This is a genomic window from Bacteroidota bacterium (assembly GCA_030706745.1).
GTDB lineage: Bacteria > Bacteroidota > Ignavibacteria > Palsa-1295 > Palsa-1295 > PALSA-1295.
The window spans coordinates 310,835-335,498 of record JAUZNX010000002.1; the positions used below are offsets into that span (position 1 = coordinate 310,835).

Annotated in this window: 22 protein-coding genes; 9 read left to right on the forward strand and 13 right to left on the reverse strand. The window is 54.4% G+C overall.

All coding sequences use genetic code 11. The annotated features are described in order from the left end of the window. The first annotated feature begins 62 nt into the window (after window positions 1-62). The 3 genes from Q8902_03915 to Q8902_03925 all read left to right on the forward strand — a co-directional run bounded on the left by Q8902_03915 (window position 63) and on the right by Q8902_03925 (window position 3,100). Window positions 63-1,811, forward strand: coding sequence for an ATP-binding protein (locus tag Q8902_03915; GenBank protein MDP4198699.1), 1,749 nt, complete (start codon window positions 63-65; stop codon window positions 1,809-1,811). 14 nt (window positions 1,812-1,825) lie between these two features. Next, a complete protein-coding gene (locus Q8902_03920; protein ID MDP4198700.1) occupies window positions 1,826-2,473 on the forward strand; it encodes a thiamine diphosphokinase in 648 nt (215 codons plus the stop codon). Window positions 2,474-2,806: 333 nt separating this feature from the next. Beyond that, window positions 2,807-3,100, forward strand: coding sequence for a helix-turn-helix transcriptional regulator (locus Q8902_03925; GenBank protein ID MDP4198701.1), 294 nt, complete (start codon window positions 2,807-2,809; stop codon window positions 3,098-3,100). Between the two features lie 30 nt (window positions 3,101-3,130). Here the strand turns inward: Q8902_03925 and Q8902_03930 are convergent, their stop codons facing one another. Beyond that, complete coding sequence (locus tag Q8902_03930) at window positions 3,131-3,574, reverse strand: hypothetical protein (protein MDP4198702.1); 444 nt, start codon at window positions 3,572-3,574, stop codon at window positions 3,131-3,133. A 1,320-nt stretch (window positions 3,575-4,894) separates the two neighbouring features. Between Q8902_03930 and Q8902_03935 the strand changes: the two genes are divergently transcribed. After that, window positions 4,895-5,248: a hypothetical protein gene (locus Q8902_03935; GenBank protein ID MDP4198703.1), complete on the forward strand. Its 354-nt coding sequence runs from the start codon at window positions 4,895-4,897 to the stop codon at window positions 5,246-5,248. Between the two features lie 52 nt (window positions 5,249-5,300). Here the strand turns inward: Q8902_03935 and Q8902_03940 are convergent, their stop codons facing one another. Then, the gene (locus Q8902_03940; GenBank protein ID MDP4198704.1) at window positions 5,301-5,924 is read right to left on the reverse strand and encodes a hypothetical protein; all 624 of its coding nucleotides are present in this window, start codon (window positions 5,922-5,924) and stop codon (window positions 5,301-5,303) included. 885 nt (window positions 5,925-6,809) lie between these two features. Between Q8902_03940 and Q8902_03945 the strand changes: the two genes are divergently transcribed. Continuing rightward, window positions 6,810-7,289, forward strand: a complete 480-nt coding sequence (locus Q8902_03945; GenBank protein MDP4198705.1) for a hypothetical protein — start codon at window positions 6,810-6,812, stop codon at window positions 7,287-7,289. Window positions 7,290-7,310: 21 nt separating this feature from the next. Here Q8902_03945 and Q8902_03950 read toward each other — a convergent pair whose 3' ends face one another. Next, entirely contained in the window at window positions 7,311-10,214 is a 2,904-nt protein-coding gene (locus Q8902_03950) for a hypothetical protein (GenBank protein ID MDP4198706.1), read from the reverse strand. A gap of 197 nt (window positions 10,215-10,411) precedes the next feature. Here Q8902_03950 and Q8902_03955 point away from each other — a divergent pair, with 197 nt between their 5' ends. After that, window positions 10,412-11,596, forward strand: coding sequence for a T9SS type A sorting domain-containing protein (locus Q8902_03955; protein MDP4198707.1), 1,185 nt, complete (start codon window positions 10,412-10,414; stop codon window positions 11,594-11,596). A 57-nt stretch (window positions 11,597-11,653) separates the two neighbouring features. Here Q8902_03955 and Q8902_03960 read toward each other — a convergent pair whose 3' ends face one another. The 3 genes from Q8902_03960 to Q8902_03970 are packed head-to-tail and all read right to left on the reverse strand — an operon-like array spanning window position 11,654 to window position 14,989. Further along, on the reverse strand, window positions 11,654-12,334 hold the full coding sequence (locus tag Q8902_03960) for a ComF family protein (GenBank protein ID MDP4198708.1): 681 nt from the start codon (window positions 12,332-12,334) through the stop codon (window positions 11,654-11,656). Beyond that, the gene (uvrB, locus tag Q8902_03965; protein ID MDP4198709.1) at window positions 12,327-14,378 is read right to left on the reverse strand and encodes an excinuclease ABC subunit UvrB; all 2,052 of its coding nucleotides are present in this window, start codon (window positions 14,376-14,378) and stop codon (window positions 12,327-12,329) included. Before uvrB ends, Q8902_03960 begins: the two co-directional genes overlap by 8 nt. Before the next feature lie 35 nt (window positions 14,379-14,413). Further along, window positions 14,414-14,989, reverse strand: coding sequence for a tRNA-(ms[2]io[6]A)-hydroxylase (locus Q8902_03970; protein ID MDP4198710.1), 576 nt, complete (start codon window positions 14,987-14,989; stop codon window positions 14,414-14,416). 97 nt (window positions 14,990-15,086) lie between these two features. Here Q8902_03970 and Q8902_03975 point away from each other — a divergent pair, with 97 nt between their 5' ends. After that, a complete protein-coding gene (locus Q8902_03975) occupies window positions 15,087-15,923 on the forward strand; it encodes a sulfite exporter TauE/SafE family protein (GenBank protein MDP4198711.1) in 837 nt (278 codons plus the stop codon). After that, on the forward strand, window positions 15,901-16,296 hold the full coding sequence (locus tag Q8902_03980) for a DUF1634 domain-containing protein (protein ID MDP4198712.1): 396 nt from the start codon (window positions 15,901-15,903) through the stop codon (window positions 16,294-16,296). Before Q8902_03975 ends, Q8902_03980 begins: the two co-directional genes overlap by 23 nt. A 16-nt stretch (window positions 16,297-16,312) precedes the next feature. On the opposite strand, the gene Q8902_03985 is transcribed toward Q8902_03980, so the two are convergent. Continuing rightward, window positions 16,313-17,260, reverse strand: coding sequence for a nitronate monooxygenase (locus Q8902_03985; GenBank protein ID MDP4198713.1), 948 nt, complete (start codon window positions 17,258-17,260; stop codon window positions 16,313-16,315). A gap of 2 nt (window positions 17,261-17,262) precedes the next feature. Continuing rightward, the gene (locus tag Q8902_03990) at window positions 17,263-20,073 is read right to left on the reverse strand and encodes an insulinase family protein (GenBank protein ID MDP4198714.1); all 2,811 of its coding nucleotides are present in this window, start codon (window positions 20,071-20,073) and stop codon (window positions 17,263-17,265) included. A 110-nt stretch (window positions 20,074-20,183) separates the two neighbouring features. On the opposite strand from Q8902_03990, the gene Q8902_03995 reads away from it, so the two are divergent. Continuing rightward, window positions 20,184-20,612 (forward strand): hypothetical protein, encoded by a 429-nt coding sequence (locus Q8902_03995; GenBank protein MDP4198715.1) that lies wholly within the window; start codon window positions 20,184-20,186, stop codon window positions 20,610-20,612. 80 nt (window positions 20,613-20,692) lie between these two features. Here the strand turns inward: Q8902_03995 and accC are convergent, their stop codons facing one another. From accC to Q8902_04020, 5 genes are all read right to left on the reverse strand, one after another. Then, window positions 20,693-22,039 (reverse strand): acetyl-CoA carboxylase biotin carboxylase subunit, encoded by a 1,347-nt coding sequence (gene accC / locus Q8902_04000; GenBank protein MDP4198716.1) that lies wholly within the window; start codon window positions 22,037-22,039, stop codon window positions 20,693-20,695. Then, window positions 22,040-22,516, reverse strand: a complete 477-nt coding sequence (gene accB / locus Q8902_04005) for an acetyl-CoA carboxylase biotin carboxyl carrier protein (GenBank protein ID MDP4198717.1) — start codon at window positions 22,514-22,516, stop codon at window positions 22,040-22,042. It abuts the gene before it with no gap. A 100-nt stretch (window positions 22,517-22,616) separates the two neighbouring features. Next, window positions 22,617-23,183: an elongation factor P gene (gene efp, locus Q8902_04010; protein ID MDP4198718.1), complete on the reverse strand. Its 567-nt coding sequence runs from the start codon at window positions 23,181-23,183 to the stop codon at window positions 22,617-22,619. A 148-nt stretch (window positions 23,184-23,331) separates the two neighbouring features. Next, window positions 23,332-24,165 (reverse strand): hypothetical protein, encoded by an 834-nt coding sequence (locus tag Q8902_04015; protein MDP4198719.1) that lies wholly within the window; start codon window positions 24,163-24,165, stop codon window positions 23,332-23,334. 48 nt (window positions 24,166-24,213) lie between these two features. Then, on the reverse strand, window positions 24,214-24,477 hold the full coding sequence (locus Q8902_04020; protein ID MDP4198720.1) for a hypothetical protein: 264 nt from the start codon (window positions 24,475-24,477) through the stop codon (window positions 24,214-24,216). Between the last annotated feature and the right edge of the window lie 187 nt (window positions 24,478-24,664).

The following is a 24,664-nucleotide window of genomic DNA, read 5'->3' on the forward strand; positions in this document are numbered from 1 at the left end:
TCCTGAATTCAGCAATTGGTAGTTGGATGGATCGGGATTGTTCTCTAATATGTGTGCCCCGAATGTCGAGCAAGACTAAAGTCCAATCGTCTCCGCCTGCGATGGAGTCGCCGCTGGGAATTGCGGCCGGACCGGAAGGGGCTGTCACGTCTATAATTAGTTCTGCATCACCATTGAGCAGCCCACAACGGCAGATCGAGGATAGCCGCCTGTTTTCGTCGTTGTTCGACGAACTTGGCGAGGCAGTCCTTATTTCCGATAAGACCGGCAAGATCGTCCGCGTCAATCGGGCGGCTACCCGAATTCTCGGCATGTCCGAGGGCGAACTGACTAGTCTCCGGCACGACGATGAAGCCTGGCAAGCGGTCTTCGAAGATGGGACTCCAGTCCCAACAACGGACCTGCCCGGCGTGCGGGCCTTACGCGAGGGGAAGCCAATCAGCAGCATTGAAATCGGAATTCTTCGAACCGATGGCCGGCTGATCTGGATTCTCGAGAGCGCGGCACCAATTATGGGGGAAGGTGGGGAAATCTCTGGTGTCATCATCACATTTCCGGATGTCACGGCAATTGTCAAGCAGCGGCAAGAGCTCCGCGAACTCAGCGCCCAATTCCAACTCGAACGCGATCGCGCCAACAAAGCCAATCGGTTGAAGTCCGCATTTCTTGCGACGATGTCGCACGAAATCCGCACTCCAATGACGGCCATTCTGGGCTTTTCGGATGTCCTTTCTTCCGAATTGGCCAACCGTGTTTCCGAGCAGCATTATACATTTCTCCGGTCTATCAATATTTCGGGTAAGCGGCTGCTGAATTTGCTCAACGATATTCTCGACATGTCGAAGATCGAGTCTGGCCGGATCGATTTGGCCGAAGTCGAGCTTGATATCGACGCCGAAATCGAGGCTGCCGTTACTCCGCTCACATGGATCGCACGACAGAAGTCCCTTGATGTTCGGGTCGAGCACCATCCCGAAACACTTGTTATCGAGGGCGACCGTCATCGGTTTGGACAAGTGCTGACCAATGTGATCAGTAACGCGATCAAGTTCACTCGTGCAGGATCGATCACGATTCGTACTTCGCTCATCGAAGAGATGGGGTCGCCCCTGGCAACCGTGGCGATCGAGGACACCGGCATTGGTATCAGTCCGGATTTCTTGCCATTCCTTTTCGAAGAATTCCGGCAGGAGCACACTGGCAACACGAAGGAATTTGGCGGTACTGGTCTTGGCCTTGCGATTTCCAGAAAGCTCGTCACGTTGATGAACGGCACGATTCAAGTGCAATCCGAGCAGGGCAAAGGCACCGTGGTTACCTTGCGTTTTCCGCTCGTGGCTGTTGGCCGCAAGCCGGCTGTGGCCAGTCAGTCCAAGGCCGAAGCGGTCATCCAACCGCCTGCCGAAGCCGAAGAGGAAGACACAACGGATGAAGGGCTCGTCCTTGTTGTCGAGGATAACGAAGAAACCCAGCGGCTGCTCGAAGCTTACTTGCGCGGACATTATCGCGTCGTGTGTGCCTCCAATGCGCAGAGCGTGATGTTGGCCATTCGAAAGGAAATTCCGACCGCCATACTTATGGATGTCAACCTTCCCGGACGCGATGGGCTCGCGATCACGCGCGATATTCGCGCCGGAAGACTCTGCCCCAATGTTCCGATTGTCGCTCTGACCGCATTCGCCATGACTGGCGACCGAGAGCGATGTCTCGAAGCTGGCTGCAACGAATACTTGCCAAAGCCTGCGACGCGTCGCGAGGTCCTGGAAATCGTCGGACGAGTAATCGCCGAGCCAAAAACGCCCGTCGCGTAATTTCCACTCGTGCCTTGGATCCCGCTCAGCACGTTCTTCTCATTCTTGGTGGAGCTTTCCCAGGCGAGGCCCGCGCACTTGCGCTCGCGGAATCTGCTGCTCGAATCGTCTGCGCGGATAGTGGTGCCGAGCACGCTCGAAAACTCGGACTGAACGTCCACGCCATCGTTGGCGATTTCGACTCCATAACGCCGGATACCCTGAGATTTTTCGAAGCTCGTGGCGCTGAGATCCTCTCGCGACCCGATCAGCAGCACGATGACTTCGAGAAGGCGCTCGAGTTCATCGCCGCGACGCACACCGGACCTGTCGTGGTGCTCGGCGCAACCGGACTCCGGTCCGACCACCTGATCTCCAATCTCAGCGTCATGCTCCGAATGACCGACCGATTCGAGAGCCTCACAGCCAACGATGATTTCGCGTCCTACCGATTCCTGACGGCGGTTCAACGGTCCTGCACCATCGAGTGCCCGATTGGCTCAATCATATCGCTCATGCCGTTCGGAACGGCGCATCGCGTCACTACCACCAATCTCCAGTATCCACTTTCGGCCGAGGACCTCTTGCTTGGCCAGCGGGAGGGACTCAGCAATGTCGCAACCGGCACCCCTGTTCATATCGAAATTGCTGGCGGCGCATTACTCGTGACCGTCGGGCATTGACCTGTTGCCACTCAGACAGCGCAAGGAAATATGAGTATTCTTTTTGTTTGTTTTTCATGAAGTGGTCGCGGTGTCATTTGGCAAACCATAAGTCCATTTTTCAAAATACGTCATCCTGAGTGCAGCGAAGCGAAACGAAGGATCGCTTGCTTCGATAGCCGACATTCGTGAAGAGACACCCCTTCACCCTATATAACAAGGTTCGACACCCGCGGCATCGCATTTTTTCGATGAATTTTGAAAAAATATGCATGAGACCGCGCAAGTGCCAAACGGAACTTTCACCTCGCAACGCGCATTCGAAATGACAGGTCAATTCATCTCGTAACTTGGATGGTCACACTCGACGCTTCTACTGCTCGTACTTCACAGGCTTTCGCTGACTTCAATCGGACGCTCCGGCAACAAGACTCCGGCTTTCATGCAAGGCTCAAAACACGGTGCGCATGTTTTTCGCACCGAGAACTCGAAATCGTTGTGCTGATCTGGCACGGGCTAACCGACCCGCAAATCGGCGCTGTCCTCGGAATCAGCTTCCGAACCGTCGATAACGCCCGGTACCACATCAGAAAAAAGTTAGAACTCAAACGTGAAGAGTCACTCTATCAGGCGATCCAGGCGATATGATATTAGAGAGAAACGTTCATCGCGGCAACCCTATTCTTTATGGTGGGATGGCGGCCAAAGATAGTAGGCCAAGAGGCCGCCAGCCAAGCAAAATGTACTGGAGGCTATGTAGCGAGCAACCGGGAAATTCGTCAAGTTTACGGTGATGCCAAACCCCATAGCTGCGCCTGCGAACTCACCTACCAGAACACGCCAAAAATCATTATGGCCGAGATGTAGTGCATTCCCCCATATTACCGTCGCTGCTGCACTTGACAGAACAGCAGCCGCGGGCGCCAGCTCTTCGATTCCACCACCCCAATCCCTCCCAAGCAAGATCTTGTTACCCTGAAGACCAAAGAAGGCTCCCGCGAACATCGCTTCTGCGACCACGGAATGAACGGCAATACTTGCAGTTGTAGGCACGGAATCCACCATCTTCGTAGAGTTCATGCCTTGCGCTTGACCTGTGGTAGACTCCAATAGGAGAAGCAAGCTGAGATTAACAAGAATCCAAAATGGACGTCGCGCTATCTGTAAAAATCCGAAGAGACCCGGTGTTAACATGGCAATTGTTGACTAATAACTTCACAATTCGCAACGTCACCAGATGAAACCGGCGGCGGGTTGTTTGGATCCATTCCATTACAGCACGGAAGTCCCGCTGGTTCCACATCGAATTGCATGCTCCAGCCCTTCCCGGATATGCAGTCGCAGGACCACTCACATTTTGCGCATCCCACGCACGGAGGTCCCTGATTCGTATTACACTGTTGATCCGTGCCTGGACAGCAGCACTTCCCAGGAGGCGGGCCAACAAATACCTTCTTCGGCGGCTTTGCGGTGTAGTCACAAGTCCAATAACAATTAGTGCAATCTTCTGCAAGACCTCGTTCAGCGCACAAGTCGCGGCAATGATATCCTTCAATCCCAGGGGCATACGTTGGCCTCGTTCCCCCACACAGGCAACTGTCGCTGTTACGTCCATCATGCGGAACGGCAGGTGAACCTCCAAAAATGAGAACAATCGCACTCGTGGCCATTTGGGTGGCGTCGAAAAATTGCGTGTACCAAAAGGCGGCTTGAGCGCCCGCAAATATCCACGCAGTAACCGATCCTCCACACCACCACGAAACATCTGCAGACCCACGAGAATCGAAGATCTTTCCAGCGACACACTCGGCAAGCTTGTTGTTTATCACAAGGAGCCAAGCCAACGCAACTGCAGGGGTAACAGGAGTGGGAGACTGTCCCGCGATTTGCGGTGGCCCACACCAACAGTCAATATCGTGTTGCACGCAGCAATCCCTTAGATTAACGCTTACAGTGTTGCCGCATGGATAGAACACCTCCATGTTATCACCAATGAAGCTACACTTGAGATCATGATCCTGACCGATATCTTTAGCAAAACCAGCACAAGGATCGCCCACTGCAGAACGTCGTGGAACCCCGTGAGGTATCCGTGAGATATCCATAATCTCACCTTGACTCTCTTTTCCTGCACCTTGGACCTTCGCTTCCATTTGAAGACCAGCCATGACTCCGGCCCAGAACCCCATTGCGATATCTGTCGGAGTCGCCTCAGGGGGAATTCGTGGTTGCAAGGTTAATGCGTTAAATGCCGCTTGCCTGCCCTTTGTATCGAACACCCATCCAAGCTGCTTGTCAAGGTTTAGTGTGGCCGTAACCGGCTCTGATTTCGTTGGAACACTTAGTGAAATCTCGATCTGCTTGAGCCCTTCGAAATTCAAGCCTATTGTGTGCCGTCCTGAACTGCTGGTTATTTGGTACACCAAATCAGCCACCTTGTTAGTGCAGTACTTTGGCCCTGGGCCAGCGCTCTGTGCAGCGCCCAATTGCGAGGGCGCCTTCAGCGCGGCTTGCTTCCCCGCTCCTCCGCACTTTCCGCCGCAGCCGCAAGCGCCGCCGTTCTGGCAAGAATGCGCGGATTGGCTTGGCGCCGAAGCAGGCGCAACCGCTTGCCTCGGCGTGATGCCAATGGAATCGAGACTATCGAATCAGCCAGTAACTAACGGAGGCGCTAAGGCCTTCGTAACGCTCCTCACCTGCGGCATCACCGTTGGCGCGCCCGTCGGCACGCTCGCCCGTGCGTTGGCCGGTGCGCTGAAGATCGGCGGCAATTCGAAGAACGACGGTGCTGCCTGAGTGAAGGCCAAAGGGCTTTCCGTTTGTTGAATGGCTGGCATAATCTCTCAGTTTACAGAACGATCCACTCCATCTCGTAGGTGCTGTAGTTCGCCGCGCTATCCAAAATCCGGAATGCAACCTTGAAGCGTCCCGTGCGAAGCAATGTGATCTGAAGGTTGCGTGCCGTGCCGCCATACGTGGGGGCAGTGGGAAATGCGAAGACTGGAATGGTGCCAGCTCCTCCGCCCGTGAAGTCGCCGCTTGTCAGGGAATTTTCGCTAAAGCTGAAGAGGATGTCCTGCGAGGTAATACCGGCTGAGAAATCAAGATAGATGTTGTTGACGAAGGCGGTCCCTGCTTTCAGGAACATGATTTTTTCGACTGCGATCGGAAAGAGTGGAGTCGTAGCGGTCATGGCGTGGAGCGAGTTCCAGGCTGCCGCGGCCTCGACCGAATCGAAGTCGTTCGTATTTGGGACTGTGACGTTTGGTACCGCAGTTGCGAAATTCGTAACAATCAAAGGCGGATTGGCCCACGGTACTGCATGCAGCCACGTTGTACTACGAGCGAAGGAGGCGGCGCGCATGGTACCCGCCTGGTCTTCGAAGCTAATCGTCTGTACGATCGAGCGCGGGTCCATGGGCGGCATAACAGCGAAGTCATACCAGGATTGCGGAATGTTGTTACCGTTCATATCAGTCACAAAATGATTTGGTTAAGAACTCGAAGGAATAGGTTGCGAAACTACAATTTCGAAGCGCAATTGCCACTCACCGGTCGCCCTCACTTCTTGCCCTTGAATTGCACGAGATGCTCACGCTATGGTGAGCTGGGACGCTACGGCTCGGCCGGCAAGTTCGTCGGCATCCCGAAAAAGGACGTGCGCGGCACGCCCCTACGGATGAGTGGCTTTAAGAAACGCCACACGAGTATTCATTTGCACTCGCCCGGATTTTTTCGTATATTTGCACGAACCCAGCGCAGACGCCAATGTCGCGCTGGCAAAATCCTTAACACGAACCGCACGACCCATCCCGCCATTTGCTACTGATTTGACACGGTAACCGAAATGTTATGGTCACGGAAAAATGACCTAAATTTATGTGTTACCTTTTACCGGTTCGTTGGTCATCATAATAGTGCTGCGGTTTGAGATCACAACGATCTCACGTCGCAACCCTAACAAAGCAAACAGTAGCATTCAGAAAGACACTTGATACGGTACTCTGTTTTCGGATAGCGCATTGCTTTCGGGCAGCGCGATCTATCCCTAAGAGGCAAGTGGATGGTCGCTCCAAAACAGGAGCAATCATCCATGGATGAGCAATCATCCATGATGAACGATCGTCCAGTGGTGAGCAATCACTGTTGGCCGAGCGATCGTCGACCGATGGCTTGCCGCTTTGAGTCGTGGATGTTGGCAATCGTCAGCATCCAAAGGACCCGAGACCTGATCTCCCGCGAAGGAGCCCGGTCCAGGGTCCGGCAACTGACAGCAATATTCCGCGCTCTGGCAGACTGCCGGGACCGGGAGCTTGCAACTCAAAGTGGCGAGTCACTTTTATTGCCGGACAGAGACATGGAATTCATCTATCTTCTGAAGGCTATGTCAACAACCGTATTCTCGTCTTCCACAAGCGTCAACACTCACGTTGGTCTCGGCGCAGGCCGTGGCACCCGCCGCCGCAATCGCGGGACGCTCCGAACCTCCGCCACTCGCGTCTCCGGGCTGGGCAATCCCCTCGAATCATTCGTCGATCTTCAATCGAGTCCGTTTGCGCGATCCGCGAATCCCGCCGGCGATGCGTCGAATCCGGTCGCGGACCTGATTCCGGACGAGCTGTTCGAAATGCTCCGCACGCACGATCTGATCAGCGAAATGGGCATTCGGAATTATGTGATCCGCAAAGTGTACCACGAACTGCGAGAAGTCCAGGCGCTCTCGACGGCGCAAGCGATGGAGAAGATCCAGGAGGCCTATCCCTACTTGCAGCTCGACACGATTCGTAAGATCGTCTATCGGATCGGCCCGCCGGCGAACCGTAAACTCGCGTACTAATATGCGGTCCGGCGCGCGCCGCTACGGAATGACGATCCGTCTGATGGATTGGGCCTCTGGCGTTGCGAGTGTTACCCAGTAAACACCGGAGGCAATCGCCGCAGTCGAAAGCGATGCCGCGTAGTTTCCGGCTTCCATCATTTGGTCTTCGAGCACCGCGACCGCATTGCCAAGGATATCTTTGATCGTGAGCGTAACATGCGATCTCGAGGTCAGAGAATAGTCGATGGTTAATGGGCCGTGGAGGAACGCGGGATTCGGACGGACCGCTCTAATTCCAAAACCATTTGCAGCATTCAATGCGACTACATTGCTCGCGTGGGATTCGGGCCCGGAGAGCGCTTCGACATCATCGATTCCTGCTTCGACGATCGCGCCAACATAATCGCTTGCGATGAACCGGAGCCGAACGTGCGCGGACGGAACGACATAATCGCTTACGCGAAAAAGAAACCCTGTCCATCCCTTCGTGGACTGATTCGTCTGTTGCAGAGTCTTCCATGTTGCGCCGTCATCAGCGGAGATTTGCGTTTGCCAGACCGGGACGCCGGGGGCATTCCCACGATCGTTGGTATAGTAATACCAGTAGCGCAATGCCGGTGAGGTCATGCCGGAAAGATCGATTGTATCGGTCGTCAGGGTGGTTGCGCCGCCATCGACATCATCCACATCGATGTTCGGGTCGCGCGCGTTACCGGTCACATAGCACATGGTCCCGCCCGGCGAGTGATCGGTATCCTGCTGCACGTATTCTCCAGCGACATTGTAAGTCCCGAATGGTACCGCTCGGACCCACAGCCCCGTTGTGGCGAGATCGCTTGGGTCCTGTAGCGTCCAGCCCCGATCGCTTTCGCAATCATCGAAGTAGGTACGCCTGAACCCGACAGCGAAACTGAGTGGCTGCGATGGCGCCGGGCTGGTCGCAGTGTTCGAGGTGTCACCGGCGAGTTGAGCACTGGCATAGTACCGAACAATGGTCCCGGCGTTGGCTTTCGGAGTTATAGCACCGTATGTCGAGTCGTTGATCTTGGTAAAGGTCTCGGTCTTAAACGTCTCGCCATCCGTTGAACAGTGTAGTAAGAGTGTCTTCGGGTCGATCGCCCCGAATGGGCCAGTGTAATTGACCTGAACCGTGACACCATAGCCGGGAAGCGAAGTATCCTGATCTGCAATTGGCCGCAAATTAAGCTGGATGAACGATGCAAGCGAAATCCCATGCCGGGCAAAGGCGGAGATGATCGCCGCGGAATGCGGCGTGCCATTCGAAAGATCGTTATCAGTATCATCGACAAGCAGAACATCCAGTAGAGTCTGGAGAAACGCCTGCTCGAGTATATCTGGGGCGGTTTCGTCCGGTGCATCGGGATTGAGCCACTCCACGGCATTGAACAACTTCTCGGCAGTGTCATGGCCCAGCAGTTTGCGCAAGTCCCAAAACGCCCCGGAGATGATCTCACCCGACAGATGCGGATCGGCGCTGATATCGCGAGGAAATATCTTCGTGTTGTTGCAGGTGCGAAGAATCTGGTTGCTATCAGCGACATAAAACCCAATACCGATGCGCGGATCGTCGCGAATAAATGCGCTGGTCAGATCGGCGAAGCCCTCGCCAAGCGTAAAATTAATTAGATTGCCGTTCGCTCCGTTCGCATAGCGGACTTGTGCGATCCGATGGCCGAACTCGTGATAGATCACATCCGCAACCTCGCCCGAATTCGAACACTGCTTGCCAGCCTGGAAAAAGTTGAGCGCGACGCTATCGGCATCGTAAAAGGCGTTGCACGAAAGATCGAGATTGACATTCAGCGTGAGTTGCGAGTCGATTGCGGATAGTCCAGTGTCAATCTGGTGCGCGTAACGTCGCGCATAACTTGCGTGATAGAATGCATCGCGTTCCGCCGCATGAGAATTGTCGTCATTCCAAAGTATTTGATATGGCGCTCCAAGGGTCCGCCGTACCGTGTCCGTCTTGGCGTCATGTCGAACGACATGGGCAAATCGTCCGTAGAATCCGGTTACAATGCTCAGCGGGGAAGTGGCGTCCGTTTTCCAGTTACCGATTGAATCTGAGAGTATTCGGCTTCCATCGATCGAAAGATATGCGCTGTCCAACCCCACCGTCATGAGCGAATCGAACGGAGAATGCTGGTGGATCATTGCCTGCAGCGTCCCCTGAATCGTCTCCGTTGGCGCGTCGCTGCCTACATACTCCAGCATATCCTTCCGCTCGAGGAGCTTCCCGGTAATCGCGTCAACCGTAACACGCCAGGCATGACCGAATTGGCGAACGCTGAACTCATAACACAGCCGGAGTGAACCACCCGATTCCACATACACAAGAGAGGGTGAGGTTTGGCTCACGATGGCTGCCGCGGTATCTGTGCCAAAATATGAGCCCAAATTGCGAGTCACGGAAGTTGCCTCGATCATCGGCGTAAGCGCGGTTGGCTCGCTGGCCGGGAAATCGCTGGTGACTGCCAGTAGCTTCCCAGATGTAGCGCCAATCAGTGTGGATAATTGCCTATCGCGGACGGGAATCCCATGATACGAAAGCTTGAAGGATGTCCGCCAGACCTGCGCGACACGATGCGTTGCGGCTGGCTCGATCGTAGCCGATAGGGGAAGTCCCAGGCGAGTTGCAAGCTGCTGCACTGCATTTACCGCCGTGGCTTGAATGCTCGCGCCATTTTGGCGGTCCGCTTCATCTATAAGGACAGGCGCCGAAGGCTGTACGGTCATCATTCGAACTGCGCCGTCGCGTGAGCTTGCTACGATGTTCATCGAGCGGGCTAAATTCGCAACGTGCAATGGAGCATCTTGCGCACATGCCGTGAGAGCATGGAAGATTGAAAGAACGAGAATGCAGCAGGCGATCGGCACCAAGATCGAACGGCTCGAACGGCGCCGGGAGACACGACGATCCATAATTACTTCCAAAGCCGCAGAATATTATGCGCTTCATCAATTCGAAGCAAGTTTTCTTTCAAAAAGTTGCCAGCCCACTCGTTTTCCGGGGCAACTTTTTGCCTCGTTTCGGGTTAAATGACTTTACCGTAATTTGGAGGGACCAAATCGGTTTCTTTGACCTCCTGACTTCAAGAGATTCATTTTACTTCAAGCGTATGAAACGTGCCGTTACGACGTTCTTTTCTTTAACCGTGCTCCTGACCTTCGGGACCCTGAGCTATGGTCAGCAGATTCAACACTCCGCCAGTATCAAGCAGCCGCGAATGATGCAGCCGGTTAACCCCGAGGCCAAACTTCAAGTCCCGTCTCCGTTTACTCAGAAACAATCGAATCCATTCTTCAATCATCTGTCTCCGCTTGTTGCTGAGGATTCAATTTCTTATTTTCAGGACAATGGATTTTCTCTCTGGCCCGCCGGCGACACCCTTCTCGATCAGACGGGTAACCCATTGACGGCACCGACAGGCTCGCCTTATGTTCGGTTCTTGGATTTGGAGCGCTTCGATGCCCCAGGTACGAAGCCGTTTCTCGATAGCATTCACATCGCGTTTATTGCCGATACTTTGATGACCGGCTCGCATCTTGTCGTTTCATTGATGGTCGTGGACACCCTGCCATTTGTGGACAGCACAACGGGTGAAACGATCTACCTCCCGCTGCCATGGGCGAATGGTCCAATTGGGACGACTCCGAAGACGATCTCGATCGGCAAGATTCACCTTCATGAGGTCGTCGATACAGTGGTCAAATGGAAGCCAGCGCTCGCGTTGGATGTCAGTGATACCCTTGGCCAATATGCTGGCTCGTTCGCAGTCGGCATTTCCAGTTTCACATTCGGTAATAGACTCCTGGTGATTGCCGACAGCACGAACAATCCACCAAGCACCCCGCTCAACCCCGTGGTTGATCGGTCCTACTGGGTTGCATATTCTGCTGATGGCAAATATTTCACACGTGGGTTCTGGGGCGGCCGATATTATACCGATGCCACAACGCAGGAATCGGTCTACTACCCGAACTTCCTTATGACGGCTTACACTCACGATGCGAACGCTGCCGTGGAACCGGCTGGCAACGCCATTTCCAGTTTGGGTGCCTGCGTTCCGAATCCTGTCGCCACCACGACGCAGATCGATTATTCGGTGCAAACACCTGGACTCGTTTCGCTCAAGCTGTATAATGCAATTGGTGAAGAAGTTGCCACGCTTGTCAACCACGTCCAGGGTGCCGGCGAACAATCGCTGGAGTTCAACGCGGCAAGTTTGACGAATGGTATTTACTACTACAAACTGCAATCTGGCGATTATACCGCTACGCGGATGATGGTCGTGAACAAGTAAGCGAGACGATCGTTTGATTTTGGCAAGAGCGCCGGTCTAACGACCGGCGCTCTTGCGTTATGCCGTTACTGCGGCCAACGCAAGAATACTGATCGACTTCGGATTGGCTGTGACCAGTGTTCCTGCCACGCTTGCCAGCGTAGCACCCGTGGTCATGACGTCATCGACGATCAGGATATTCTTGCCTGCGATGTGATGCGCATGGCGCGTTAGCGCAAAGGCATCCCGCATATTCTCGACCCGTTCCGGGAGCGAAAGCTTCGTCTGTGTCGGAGTTGGCCGCGTACGTTTCGTCGCACGGATAACTTCAACATGCCGAAGCTTTGCCAGACCGTCCGCAATCGCTTCGGCTTGATTATATCCACGCGTGGCATGTCGTGTGCGATGTAATGGGACCGGCACGATGCAATCAACTTCTGCAGGCGCCAACTCCGAAGCAAACGCTCCGAGCCGTCGTGCGAGGCGGACCATGCCGCTATACTTGAGTGAATGAATCAGTGATTGGACCGGCGACTCAGGGATAAATGTAAAAACAGTCACCAGTGTCTGGACATCGAAATCCGATACCCGCAAGAATTGCTGCTGGAGTGACTGAGCGTTCGGTGGCTCGTCGGATTCCAGAATCCGAGAGCAGACTTCGCATAGATAGTCTGCCAGAGGATAATCCGATCGGACGCGCGATGTGATACTCGGCCGGTCACAGTGGACGCAACGGCGGGGAAGAAGGAGGCTAAGCACGTTGGTTCGTTGTCGCCAGCACTTTTTCGAGAGCCTGAACTTCGTCGCGGATGTCGGCCGCGCGTTCGAACTCCATCTCACGCGCCGCGACTTTCATTTCCAGCTTCATCTGCTCGATCAATTCTCCAAGTTGAGCGGGTGCGAGGTGCTTGAGCACCGCCTGTGGCGTCAGTTGACGACGCTCACGCTTCTCCTGAGCTTCATGCTTACGGGCTTCCTGCTTCTTCGAGACATCTGCGATCGAAGTGGACTGAATGATCTCCTCCAATGACTTGTGGATCGTCTGCGGGATAATGCCATGCTCAACATTATAGGCATGTTGGATCGCGCGACGCCGTTCCGTTTCGTCGATCACAAACTGCATCGACTTCGTCATCTTGTCGGCATAGAAAATGACCAGTCCTTCGGAATTCCGCGCGGTGCGTCCAGCCGTCTGCATCAGAGAGCGTTCGCTCCGAAGGAAGCCTTCCTTGTCTGCGTCCAGAATTGCGATTAGCGAGACTTCCGGCAGATCGAGTCCTTCGCGCAACAGATTTACACCTACCAGTACATCGAACTCCGCCGTTCGCAAATCGCGGAGGATCTCGACCCGTTCTAGTGCGTCGATATCGCTATGCAAGTAACGAATCTTCACGCCGACGTTGGAATAATAATCGGTGAGGTCTTCGGCCATCCGCTTTGTCAGTGTTGTGACCAGCACACGCTCGTTCGCACGCGCCCGCTTCCGAATCTCGGCTAGCAAGTCGTCAATTTGATTTTTCACGGGCCGGACCTGAATCTCGGGATCGAGCAAGCCCGTTGGCCGAATGATTTGTTCGACGACAATGCCCTTGGCCTCCGCTAATTCGTACTCCGAGGGGGTGGCACTAACATAGACCACTTGGCCAAGCACCGATTGAAATTCCCCAAAATTCAGCGGGCGGTTATCGATGGCGCTCGGCAATCGGAATCCGTGCGCAACGAGCACTTCCTTGCGAGCCCGGTCGCCGGCGGACATCCCGCGCACCTGCGGAATCGTTTGGTGGGATTCATCGATGATGGTGAGGAATTTGTCCGGGAAATAATCGACGAGCGTACTGGGCCGCTCACCAGCCTTGCGCCCGGAGAGATGTCGCGAGTAGTTCTCCACGCCCGAGCAGTAGCCAAGCTCGCGCAGCATTTCGAGATCGAACCGAGTCCGCTGCTCGATGCGTTGCGCCTCCAATAGCTTGCCCTGCTTGCGAAATAGCGCAAGCTGGTCCTCCAACTCCTGCTCGATGGCAGCGATTGCGCGTTCAAGCTCCGGTGCGCTCGTTACGAAGTGCTTGGCCGGATAGATAGTCGCACGCTGCTCAGTCGAAAGCACCTTCCCATCGATGCGATTGATCTGAACGATCCGCTCGATCGTATCACCGAAAAATTCGATTCGGTAGCCTTCTTCGTCCTCGTACGCGGGAATAACCTCGACGATATCGCCTCGTACCCGATATGTCCCGCGCTGAAACTCGACATCGTTGCGGGAATAGTGAATTTCGGAAAGCGCGCGCAAAAGGTCGTTACGCTTGACTTGCTGACCAATGCTTACGCGCAGCATTTGCCGCGCATATTCATCCGGTGAGCCGATACCATAGATGCAACTCACCGAGGCGACAATAATAACATCCGATCGGCCATCGAGCAGCGCGCTCGTGGCCTTCAGCCTGAGACGGTCGATCTCGTCGTTGACAGCGAAATCCTTTTCGATGAACGTGTCGGTCGAAGGGATGTATGCTTCCGGCTGATAATAATCGTAATACGAAATGAAAAACTCGACGGCATTATTCGGAAAGAACTGCTTAAACTCGCCATAGAGTTGGGCGGCCAGCGTCTTGTTGTGGCTGATAATGAGCGTCGGGATGCCCATTTCGGCGATGACGTTGGACATCGTGAACGTCTTGCCGCTGCCAGTCACACCAAGCAAGACCTGGGCGTGATCGCCGCGCTTAATACCTTCGATCAGCTCCGCGATGGCGCGGGGCTGATCGCCCGAAGGCTTGTAGTCGGAAACGAGTTGGAATGCTGACAATTCTGAAGTACGATTGACGAATGACGAATGACCCTTCAGCCGTGCATGAGCGGCTGATTGCGGAGTTGCCCGACGATAGCGGCCTCGATGCTCTCGAATTCATCGAGCCTTGTTGAAACAACGCCCGGCTCGAAATAGAGTCGCGCAAGTGAGAGGAACACGCTCCGGTGCCTGGCTTCGCTTTCGAGGAGAGAGCGGTAGAAGATTCGCAAATCCTCTTCGAGTGCCGATTCCGACAGCAATTTGAACCGTTCGCATGACCGTGCCTCGATGAGTGAGCAGACGATCAACGTGTCAAGCAAGCGATGAGGCTCCTGCTTGCGAATGCGCTCGTGAAGTTGCTGCGCGTATCGATCGCCGCTGTCTTGCTGAAGAATAACGCCGCGCTCTTTCATTTTTGCGATGACCATCCGGAAGTGTCCCATCTCTTCCTCGGCCAACTCGGCCATGCGCTCGACTAATTCCGTTCTAGCGGGGTACCGGTTTAGCAGAGAGATCGCCATGGTCGCCGCCTTCTTCTCGCAGTGTGCGTGATCGTTGAGCACCGAGGCAGCATCACTGCTCGCGGCCTGGAGCCAGGAAGCACTCGTTTTACTTGCCAAGCCTAACATGTAGTGGACCTCATCTTGTCTTTAACCCATTTCGAAGCGAGGAGAATTCCGATAGGACAAGAGCGCGCTCTTTGGTGTTATTCGGGTAAGCATGCACTTGAACATCATAGAGTTTGACGCCATTCTTTTCGGGGGCGCGATCCTGGCGGGCTTTCTCGGTTCGCTTACCGGATTAGGCGGAGGCATCGTTATCGTGCCGTTACTCACGCTTGTGTTCGGAGTGGACCTTCGATACGCCATTGGCACGTCGCTGATTACTGTCATTGCCACATCATCGGGCGCGGCCTCGGCCTTTGTGCGTGAAGGCTATTCGAACATCCGGATCGGGATGTTCCTCGAAATAGCCACGACCATCGGCGCGCTGGTCGGAGCCTTCTTAGGCGGAATCCTATCTCCAAGTCTGATCGCGATTATCTTCGGGCTCGCGCTGATGTACTCCGCCTATATGTCGATTCGGCCGCGCGAGGAACATGCGCCCGCGCACACTTCGGACCCCATCGCCGTCCGCCTGAAATTGCCTTCAAAGTATCCGGTGGGAGGCGAGATGGTTTCGTATGGAGTGCAGCATGTAGCTGGGGGCTTCGGGCTGATGGGAATCGCGGGCATTCTCTCGGGTTTGCTCGGCATAGGATCGGGGGCTATGAAGGTGATCGCCATGGACCATGCCATGAAGCTTCCATTCAAAGTCTCGACAACAACGAGCAATTTCATGATCGGAGTGACTGCGGCGGCGAGTGCCGGAGTGTATCTTCATCGTGGCTATATCGATCCGGCGCTCGCTATGCCGGTGGTCCTCGGCGTGCTTGCGGGTTCGTTGACCGGGGCGAAGATCCTGGGACGATCGAAGCCCAAAACTCTCCGGCTTGTCTTTAGCATTGTTATTTTCGTACTTGCATTAGAAATGATCTATAATGGCGCGACAGGGAATATCTAGCACTGCGAACGTTCGCGAGGAGCACACGATCGAGGTGCTCATTGGCAATATGCTGCGGGTGTGTGTGATCACGACCATCGTGATTGTACTATTCGGCGCTGCGCTTTATTTGCCCTCGGCCTTCCTGCAAATACCGGCATTCCACGTGTTCAAGAGTGAGCCAGATGCATTTCGATCGGTGGCAGGGATTCTGCGTGCGGCGTTCACAGGCGATGGCCTGGCAATCGTGCAGGCAGGCATGCTGCTACTCATACTCACGCCAATCCTTCGTGTTGCCGTATCGGTATTTGCATTCTTATATGAGAAGGACTATTTGTATGTCAGCCTCACGCTTCTCGTGCTCGGATTATTGTTGTATTCGCTGTGGGGTTAACGAGCAGAACCGTTTGTCAGTCGAGGCGCTGAAGCGTTGTCAGGGCGGTGTTGTATTCTTGTACGAGCCGATCCACCACCTGTTGTGCTGTCAGAATGTCTTTGATCAACCCTGACGACTGACCCATCTCCAGTTCTCCCTCTTCGAGATTGCCTTCGAAGATGCCTTGCATCTCCCGCTTCTTGCCGAGCAGATCAAGTTCTTCTTCACGCGTGGCGCCATGTTGTTGGGCCTCCAGCGCAGCGAGCGCGAAGCGGTTCTTCTTGAGGCGAACCGGCGCAAGCTTCTTCAATACCAGCACGGTCCCATTGTCTTCCGTCTCGATGACGGCCTGCTTATACAATGGATGCGAGCTGGATTCCACCGTCGCAGCAAATCGCGTTCCGATCTGCACGGCTTGTGCACCGAGTGCGAGACAGGCGAGTATCTGACGACCATCGGCAATGCCGCCGGCAGCAATGACCGGAATCTTGACCGCATCAACCACCTCCGGGACAAGACACAGCGTCGTAATCTCGTCGATCCCATTATGCCCGCCAGCCTCAAACCCTTCGGTAACGACGGCATCGCAACCAGCTTCCTCAGCCTTTCGTGCGTGTTTAACGCTCGCGACGAGATGGGCGACGAAGCATCCGGCATTTTTTAGGCGCTGCGTGAAGATCTTCGGATTGCCGGCACTGGTAAAGACGATGCGAACGCCCGCTTCGATCGTCGTCTCGACTAACGCTTCAACGTCACCTCGTGTGAGTGCAATGTTGACTCCGATCTGCCCGGCGACTTCCGTCGTGCGTGCTTTGCGAATGTGCTCGCGAAGTACGTCCGGCTTCATCGAGCCCGCGCCGATGAGTCCCAGCGCGCCAGCACGGGCCGAAGCGACCGCCAGTTTCCAGCCGGAGGTCCAGACCATTCCGGCCTGAACAATCGGATACCGAATACCAAGCTGGCGAGAGAGTGTTGTTTGCAATGCTATGATTTCTCCGGATAAAGAACGACCTGCACGTAATGCTTGGTATTTAGATATTGCTTCGCCGCCTGGAAGACATCGTCCTGCGTGATCGCATCGATTTCGCTCTTGACCCCAAGAATTGCCTTGGGATCATCGCCATACCTCGCCCATGTGACCAGATGATTCAGCCAATAATCGTTTTCCTTGATCTGTGTCTCATATTCTGTTTTTGAGGTTTCCTTGACGTTGCTTAGATAGATCGGGTCGATTCCCCTTGTGGTGATCGTATCGATCTGCTTCATCACTTCGGCAATGAGTTCATCCGCCCGTTTCGGATCGCAGCCGAAAGAGATTGTAAGCTGGTATCGCTCCTTCGGATATTTTGACGGGGTACCACGGACGCCGATCCCATACACGCCGCTCTTATCTTCGCGCAAGTCTTCGCGAAGCTTGATCGCAAGTGATTGCGTCATCACGGAGAGCTTCGTTCGATTCGAACGCGTATAATGGAACGGTCCAGTGAAAATAATCTGCACAGAGCTCTTTTGTGCCATGCCTTTGCGCACGGTCTTCTTAATGACTCCGGCCGGCGGCTCGATCCCATTGTCGCGCCATGTCTCATGTTTTGCACGAGAAGGAACACTGGCAAGATACTCTTCGACAAACGGACGGATCTCCTTTTCGCTAAAACTTCCGACCATGAAGTAGGTGAAATTGCCGCCATCCTCGAACCGCTCGCGATAGTAGTCAAAGCTTTTGCGGATGTTCACGTCCTTCAGGCGCTCGGCAGTCAAAGGCAGATCGCGTGCGTTGTACTGACTCATTGTAACCTGGATCGTATCCATGAACGCTGCCTGCGGGTTCTTGCCACGGTTTTGATACATCGCCGCGGTGCGAGAGATCGCACCGGCTGCCATCGCGGAGTCAAAGCGCGGCGCTGACTCGTAAAGATACGCAAGTTGGAATAACGTCTCGATGTCTTTCCGAGACGATTCCCCGGTGAGGCCGTGCGCCACATCGGAGGCGAACGGATTCAGCCGAAGCTCCTTACCGGCGAGTTGCTTTTGCAGTGAAATTTCATCGAGCTTACCAAGTCCGCCAGCGGTAGCTACCATCGTTCCTAAAGCGGCATCGAGCGCATTCGCATCCGAGGCGAGCGAGGTACCTCCGGGTGCAATCGCCCGAAAGAGAATCTCATCATCCTTAAAATCGGTGGGCTTGAGGATGACTCGTGCACCATTCGAAAGCTTCCATTCTGTCACGCCGATCTCGGCAATCCTGGATTCACTTACGATCTTGCCCGGCTTCGGCTTCGTTGCGATGAGAGGCATGTTGCTCGCATTATCGACGTACGCGGCAAGTGGGGCAGTCTGGGCGTCATGCAGTGCGCTCCGCAGCATCGCTTCTGTTGGAGTAGCGGTAGTATTTGCAGGTCCGGCATATGTCAGTACTGTGCTGGCGTGTTCGAATCGAGCTTGTCCGGCAGCGTTTACTTCTGCAAGCGTTATTCCGGGAAGATACTGCTTGGTCAGTTCATATTCGTATGTAATGCCAGGAGCCGATTCGCGATCGAGAACGTGGCGCACCAATTCACCGGCATAAACCGACGAATTGGTCTTCTCTCGCTCTTTATAGGCGCCCTCGATTCCCGACATCATATTCTTCTTGACTCGATCGAGCTCTGTTTGAGCGAAACCTGTCTGCTTGGCACGATACACTTCGCGCAGGAGTCCTGAAACGCCCTGACCGATCGAGTCTGGTTTGAGCGAGCCGATGATCACGTAATCCCGCATGGCTGGTGTTTGACGTGTATCATAAGCATAGGCTCCGGTCAGCGGAAGACCACCTTGTTGTATCATATCGCTGAGGCGCTCAGCGAACATTTGATCGTAGAGTTGCCCGACAAGATGTGTCCGGTAATCGCTCACCACCAGTTCATCATGACCCGGATGCATGAAGTGAACACGAACGCGCGAGTTCGTCATCTCTTTGTCGGTATTGACGGCAACAAGTGTCTCGCTATGCGGCGGAATCTCATACTCCGTTCGTGGTCGCTCAGGATTGGGATTGGTCATGCCGCCGAATTCCGACTTGATTCGCGCCTCCATCGCGGCCGGGTCGAAATCTCCGACGACGACAACCGACATGAGGTCGGGGCGGTACCAATCCTTATAGAACTGACTGATTCGGTTTTGATGAGCGGTGTCAATGATCTCCTTCTTGCCGATGGTCTTCCGATCGGCGAACCGTGAGCCATACATCACGACAGGCAATTCTTTATCGCCGATGCGCTGATTTGCACCGAGTCCAAGACGCCACTCTTCACCAACGACACCGCGCTCCTTCTCCACTTCGAGCGAATCAAAGAGAAGGTTGTGCGCCCATTCCGCAAGAATATCGATGCCCGTGTCGACAAGCGTCGGCTTGTCCGTCGGTAGTTCGAGCATATAGACCGTCTCATCATAAGACGTGTAGGCATTCAGATGCGCGCCAAACCGGATGCCATGAGCCTCCAAAAAACTTGGGAGTGCATTGTGCGGAAACTTCTTGGTTCCATTGAAGGCCATATGCTCGTTCAAATGCGCGAGACCCTGCTGATCGTCGTCTTCGAGAATTGAGCCGGCGCGAACGACCAGCCGGGCTTCCAAACGGTGCTCTGGCTTGCCGTTCTGAAGAATATAATAATGAAGTCCGTTGGCCAGCACACCGGCATGAACCTTCGGATTCAGTGGCAGCGTATCGGTCAGCGCCATCGAGGCCGACTGGGCATGCGTGATACCAGAAAGTACGACAGATAGCAAAATTCCGAAGAGCAAGGTTGGCTTTTTCATGACGCTGGAGGTTTGGATTATTTGGACAGCTATAAAGAAAGAGGAGAGGGGCCGAATTGGTTTCTGTGATGCCCCAACAGGATCGCCCTATTTTTGCGCCGGAGGAAACCATGACAATTGTATTATTCGCGCTGCTTCAATTCGCAATTCCACAGCAAATCACGCCCGCCGATACGTCACTTGGCCGATTGGTCAAGACGATTACGACCGACGCCGAATTCGTTTCGTTCGACAAAGACCATGTGGATCGCGCTTTCATTCGTGATGAGTCTCATGGCGGCATCGCGATGAATGTCCTGCTCGCGCCGGAGATGGACTGTTTCCTCGCTAACCACGCGAAGGACCAACTCCGCATCACCTTCGAAATCCGCGAACGCGAGAATGCCGGTAAGACCGAGAAGCTGAACGTTGCCCTCCGTATCGTCTCACTTAAAACTGGTGATGACACAAAGACGTGGGCGGAGAAAGAGTCGCAAGACTCAACACTCCTGGGTTTGCATCATGAACAATTAGTGAAGGTAAGGGCGGGGCGCGAGTAGGCCATGTGCCGGCGTGTTCCAACTCACCGCGCACCTTTTGAATAAATTCGTGAAAATGGAATTTCGAGCCACAACCGATTTTAGGTCGGCTGCTTCCAGTTGAAGCTCTCGAGGAAGTGCGTATCGAACTCGCCGGCGCGGAAGCGCTCGTCGCGCATGAGGGCGCGGTGAAAGGGGATCGTGGTCTTTATTCCCTCGACAACCATCTCGTCCAGGCAGGAAGCCATTCGCTCGATTGCTTCGGCACGGTCAGCGCCGAAGGTAATGAGCTTGCCGATCAACGAGTCGTAATAGGGAGGGATGTGATAGCCGGAATAGACATGCGAATCCAACCGGACGCCATATCCGCCCGGTGCATGGAAACTCGTGATCTGTCCTGGTGATGGACGAAAATCTTTCTCCGGGTCCTCGGCATTAATACGGCACTCGATCGCGTGACCTTCGGGCTTGCGCGGGCGCTTCGAGAGCCTTCCACCGGCAGCGACATGGAGTTGCTGGCGAATCAAGTCGAGTCCGATCACCTGCTCGGTCACGGGATGCTCGACCTGAATGCGAGTATTCATCTCCATGAAGTAAAAGTTGTTGTCCTTGTCGAGCAGGAATTCAATCGTACCGGCGCCGACATATCCAACACTCGATGCACCCTTAATAGAGGCCGCACCCATGGCAGTTCTCGTTGCCTCGCTCACTACTGGTGAAGGAGACTCTTCGAGGAGCTTCTGATGCCGGCGCTGGATCGAGCATTCGCGCTCATTGTAATGGACGACCGTGCCGTGGGTATCGCCGAAGACTTGAATCTCGATGTGCCGTGGCCGATCGATGTACTTTTCGATATAGACATCGCCGTTGTTGAATGCCGCGGCCGCTTCGGTCTGCGCCATGACGACATTCTGCGCAAGCTCGTCGATGTTGTGCACGATACGCATTCCGCGTCCACCGCCCCCGGCGACGGCTTTAATAATCACGGGGAATCCAATCATCTCGGCAACTTGGCGCGCTTCATCGACATCCTTGATGACGCCGTCTGAGCCTTGCACCACCGGCACGCCGGCGGCTTTCATCGTGTCCTTTGCGCGGGCCTTATCACCCATTGCCTCGATCATTTCGGGCTTGGGGCCAATGAAAGTGAATCCACTGGCAGCGCAGATATCGGAGAACTCGGCATTCTCTGCGAGGAAGCCATAGCCGGGATGGATCGCTTCTGCGCCAGTAAGATGTGCGGCGCTGATGATGCGCGGAATATTCAGGTAGCTTTCGCGGCCCGGTGGCGGACCGATGCAAACGGCTTCATCCGCAAACTTGACGTGTAAAGAATGCTTATCCGCTTCGGAATAAACGGCAACGGTTTTGACGCCCATCTCGCGGCAGGTGCGGATGATGCGGAGCGCAATTTCGCCACGATTGGCGATGAGAATTTTTGAGAACAATTACTCGACCTCCAGCACAAAGAGCGGCTGTCCGTATTCGACCGGCGAGCCGTTCTCAACCAAAATCTTGATGACCTTACCGGCGGCATCGCTTTCGATTTCATTCATCAGCTTCATTGCTTCGACGATGCAAAGAGTTGTGCCGGTATCGACATGCTGCCCAACTTGCACGTAGGAATCGGCGTCCGGTGCAGGCGCACGATAGAACGTGCCGACGATCGGTGATTTTACCTCATGCGTCTTGGCCGTTGGTGCTGCCGGTGCGAGGGGCTCGGTGGTGGCCCCCGAGCTCACTTGTTGCTGCGGCATCTGGTAGCCCATCATAGGCGAACCCATCGGAGGCATCGCGAACATGGTGCTCGCTGGTTCCTTCGCGCGACCCAGTGTCACGCGCGAGCCTTCTTCATCGATCTCGAGCTCGGTGAGCGTACTCGATTCGAAGATTTTAATGAGCTGTTCTAAATATGATAAATCCATTTCAATTACGAATTACGAATTACGAATGACGAATTACGAATTCCAGATGAGGCGTTGCGATTCGATCTGCTCGAATCGGCTAACTCTTCATTCTTAATCCTTAATTCTTAACTCGTTCAAGATATTCGCCCGTACGCGTGTCCACGCGAACTTTGTCGCCCTCGTTCAAGAACAGCGGCACGTTCACGGAAGCGCCGGTTTCGAGAACCGCGACCTTTGTGCCGCCCGTTGCTGTGTCGCCGCGCATGCCAGGGTCGGTCCGTGCGATTGCAAGGATCGCGAAGTTTGGTGGCTCAATTGCGACGATCGTCCCGTCTTCCGCGAAGAGAATATCGCAGGAATCCGATTCCTTCAGGAATTTCGAGCCAGCGCCGACGAGCTTCTCCGGCACGTTCATCTGCTCGTAGGTGGTATTATCCATGAAGACGAAATCGGTGCCGTCGCGATAGAGAAACTGCATCGGCTTCTTTTCCATGCGGATCATCTCGACTTCCTCGCCCGATCGGAAGCGGACTTCCTTCAGGTTCAGGGTCTTCATGTTTCGCATTTTCGCCTGCACGAAAGCCCGCAGGTTGCCCGGCGTCCGGTGCGTGTATTCTTCAATTGAGTAGAGTTCGCCGTCCATCTTCAGGACTGCGCCTACCCTAAAATCATTCGTTGTCGCCATGAATGCTTAAAATTCTGCTATTTTCGGTACTTTTTCAGTGCGAGATTGCAGTGAGACGCACGAAAACAGGCCGAAGCTCAGGACGTTCCACCGCCCGGGAGGCAAATTTACGGAAGAACTCGGTCAAGGGAATGGAATCCATTCCCGGTTACCGGAGCGGAACCACGAACTTCGCCACCTGCGTGCCCATACGGGCGAAGTAACAACCGGAGGGAATCTGCGCTAACGAGACGTCAAGCTCCGAATTGCCTGGCGGGACACGGAGCCGCAAAACAGTTCGGCCCATCATGTCGATCAAATCGAGTTCTTCAGCAGTCGCACTGCTCGGGAGCAGGACTTGAAGGGAATTGCCCACCACATCACTCCAAACTGCAAGGCTCTGATTTGGCGCTGCAATGGCCGCGTTAACATCCGCCGAACCCGGCGTCGTGATGATTTCAAGGCCAAGACTATCCGTCGGCGTGCTTCGAAGCCCCCATGACCCCGTCTCCATGCCATTCGGAGTGGAGGATTCATACATAGCCCACAAAGTGTCGGAAGTAGCTTTGCAGTATTGGCTGCCAGCGTTGATTTTGGAGCCCTGCTCGGTATACGCGAGCGCCGGAAACTGGATCTGGTAGTTAGTTACGGTAACACCATAGCCCATATACTCGACCATTTGATACTTCACTAGGAGTCCGGTGATTTGCCTGTTAACAGGGTCGATCGTAAAGGACAGTCCATTGACGTCGCCGCAATTAAGGCAAACACTATTCGTTCTCGGTAAAACGAATCTGGTGTCGAGATCGGTGTTAATGCTGCCACTGTGAGTCGAACCGCTATAAGGCCCACCTGGGGCGGCTATCGTCGTCTGAAAGGAGTAGTATGTTGTGGCACCCTGCAACCGAAAGTGGATGTGAAGGCTGTCCGTTTGCGCCATCGAGCGGGGCGGCACGAATGGGATGGAAAGTATGAGCAGCAGAAATACGGAAGCTTTGTTCATGGAGTTTCAAATCGCTTTGCATCTATTAATCATTCCGCTGTTCATGTCCTATCTCGGCGGGACCACGAACTTCGCAAACTGATTGCCGATACGGGCGAAGTAGCAGCCGGGAGGAAGGTCTGCAATGCGGATTTGAATTTGCTCGCAGTCTGGAGGAATCGGAAATCCTCCAACATTGCGCCCAATTAGGTTAAGAATCTCAAGTGTTCTCCAAGCGTGTGACTTCTCGAAAGCGATCGTCGATGCATCGCTCAATGTTAGCCGCACAAGACAAATGCCAACATTGCGAACGCCGAGCGATGGGCTTCTCACCAGTAAATAAACGCTGTCATTGCCCGCCAGATCCGAACTGCAGTATCCACTTTCCTGATAGACTGCGCCGAAATTTCCGTACTCACCGGCGAACTGTCCCTTGTACGAAAACGACCAATTGCCACGATGTTGCCGAATGATTCCTGGTAGGGTATGTCATCGAAAAACACTTGAATACCGTAAGAGA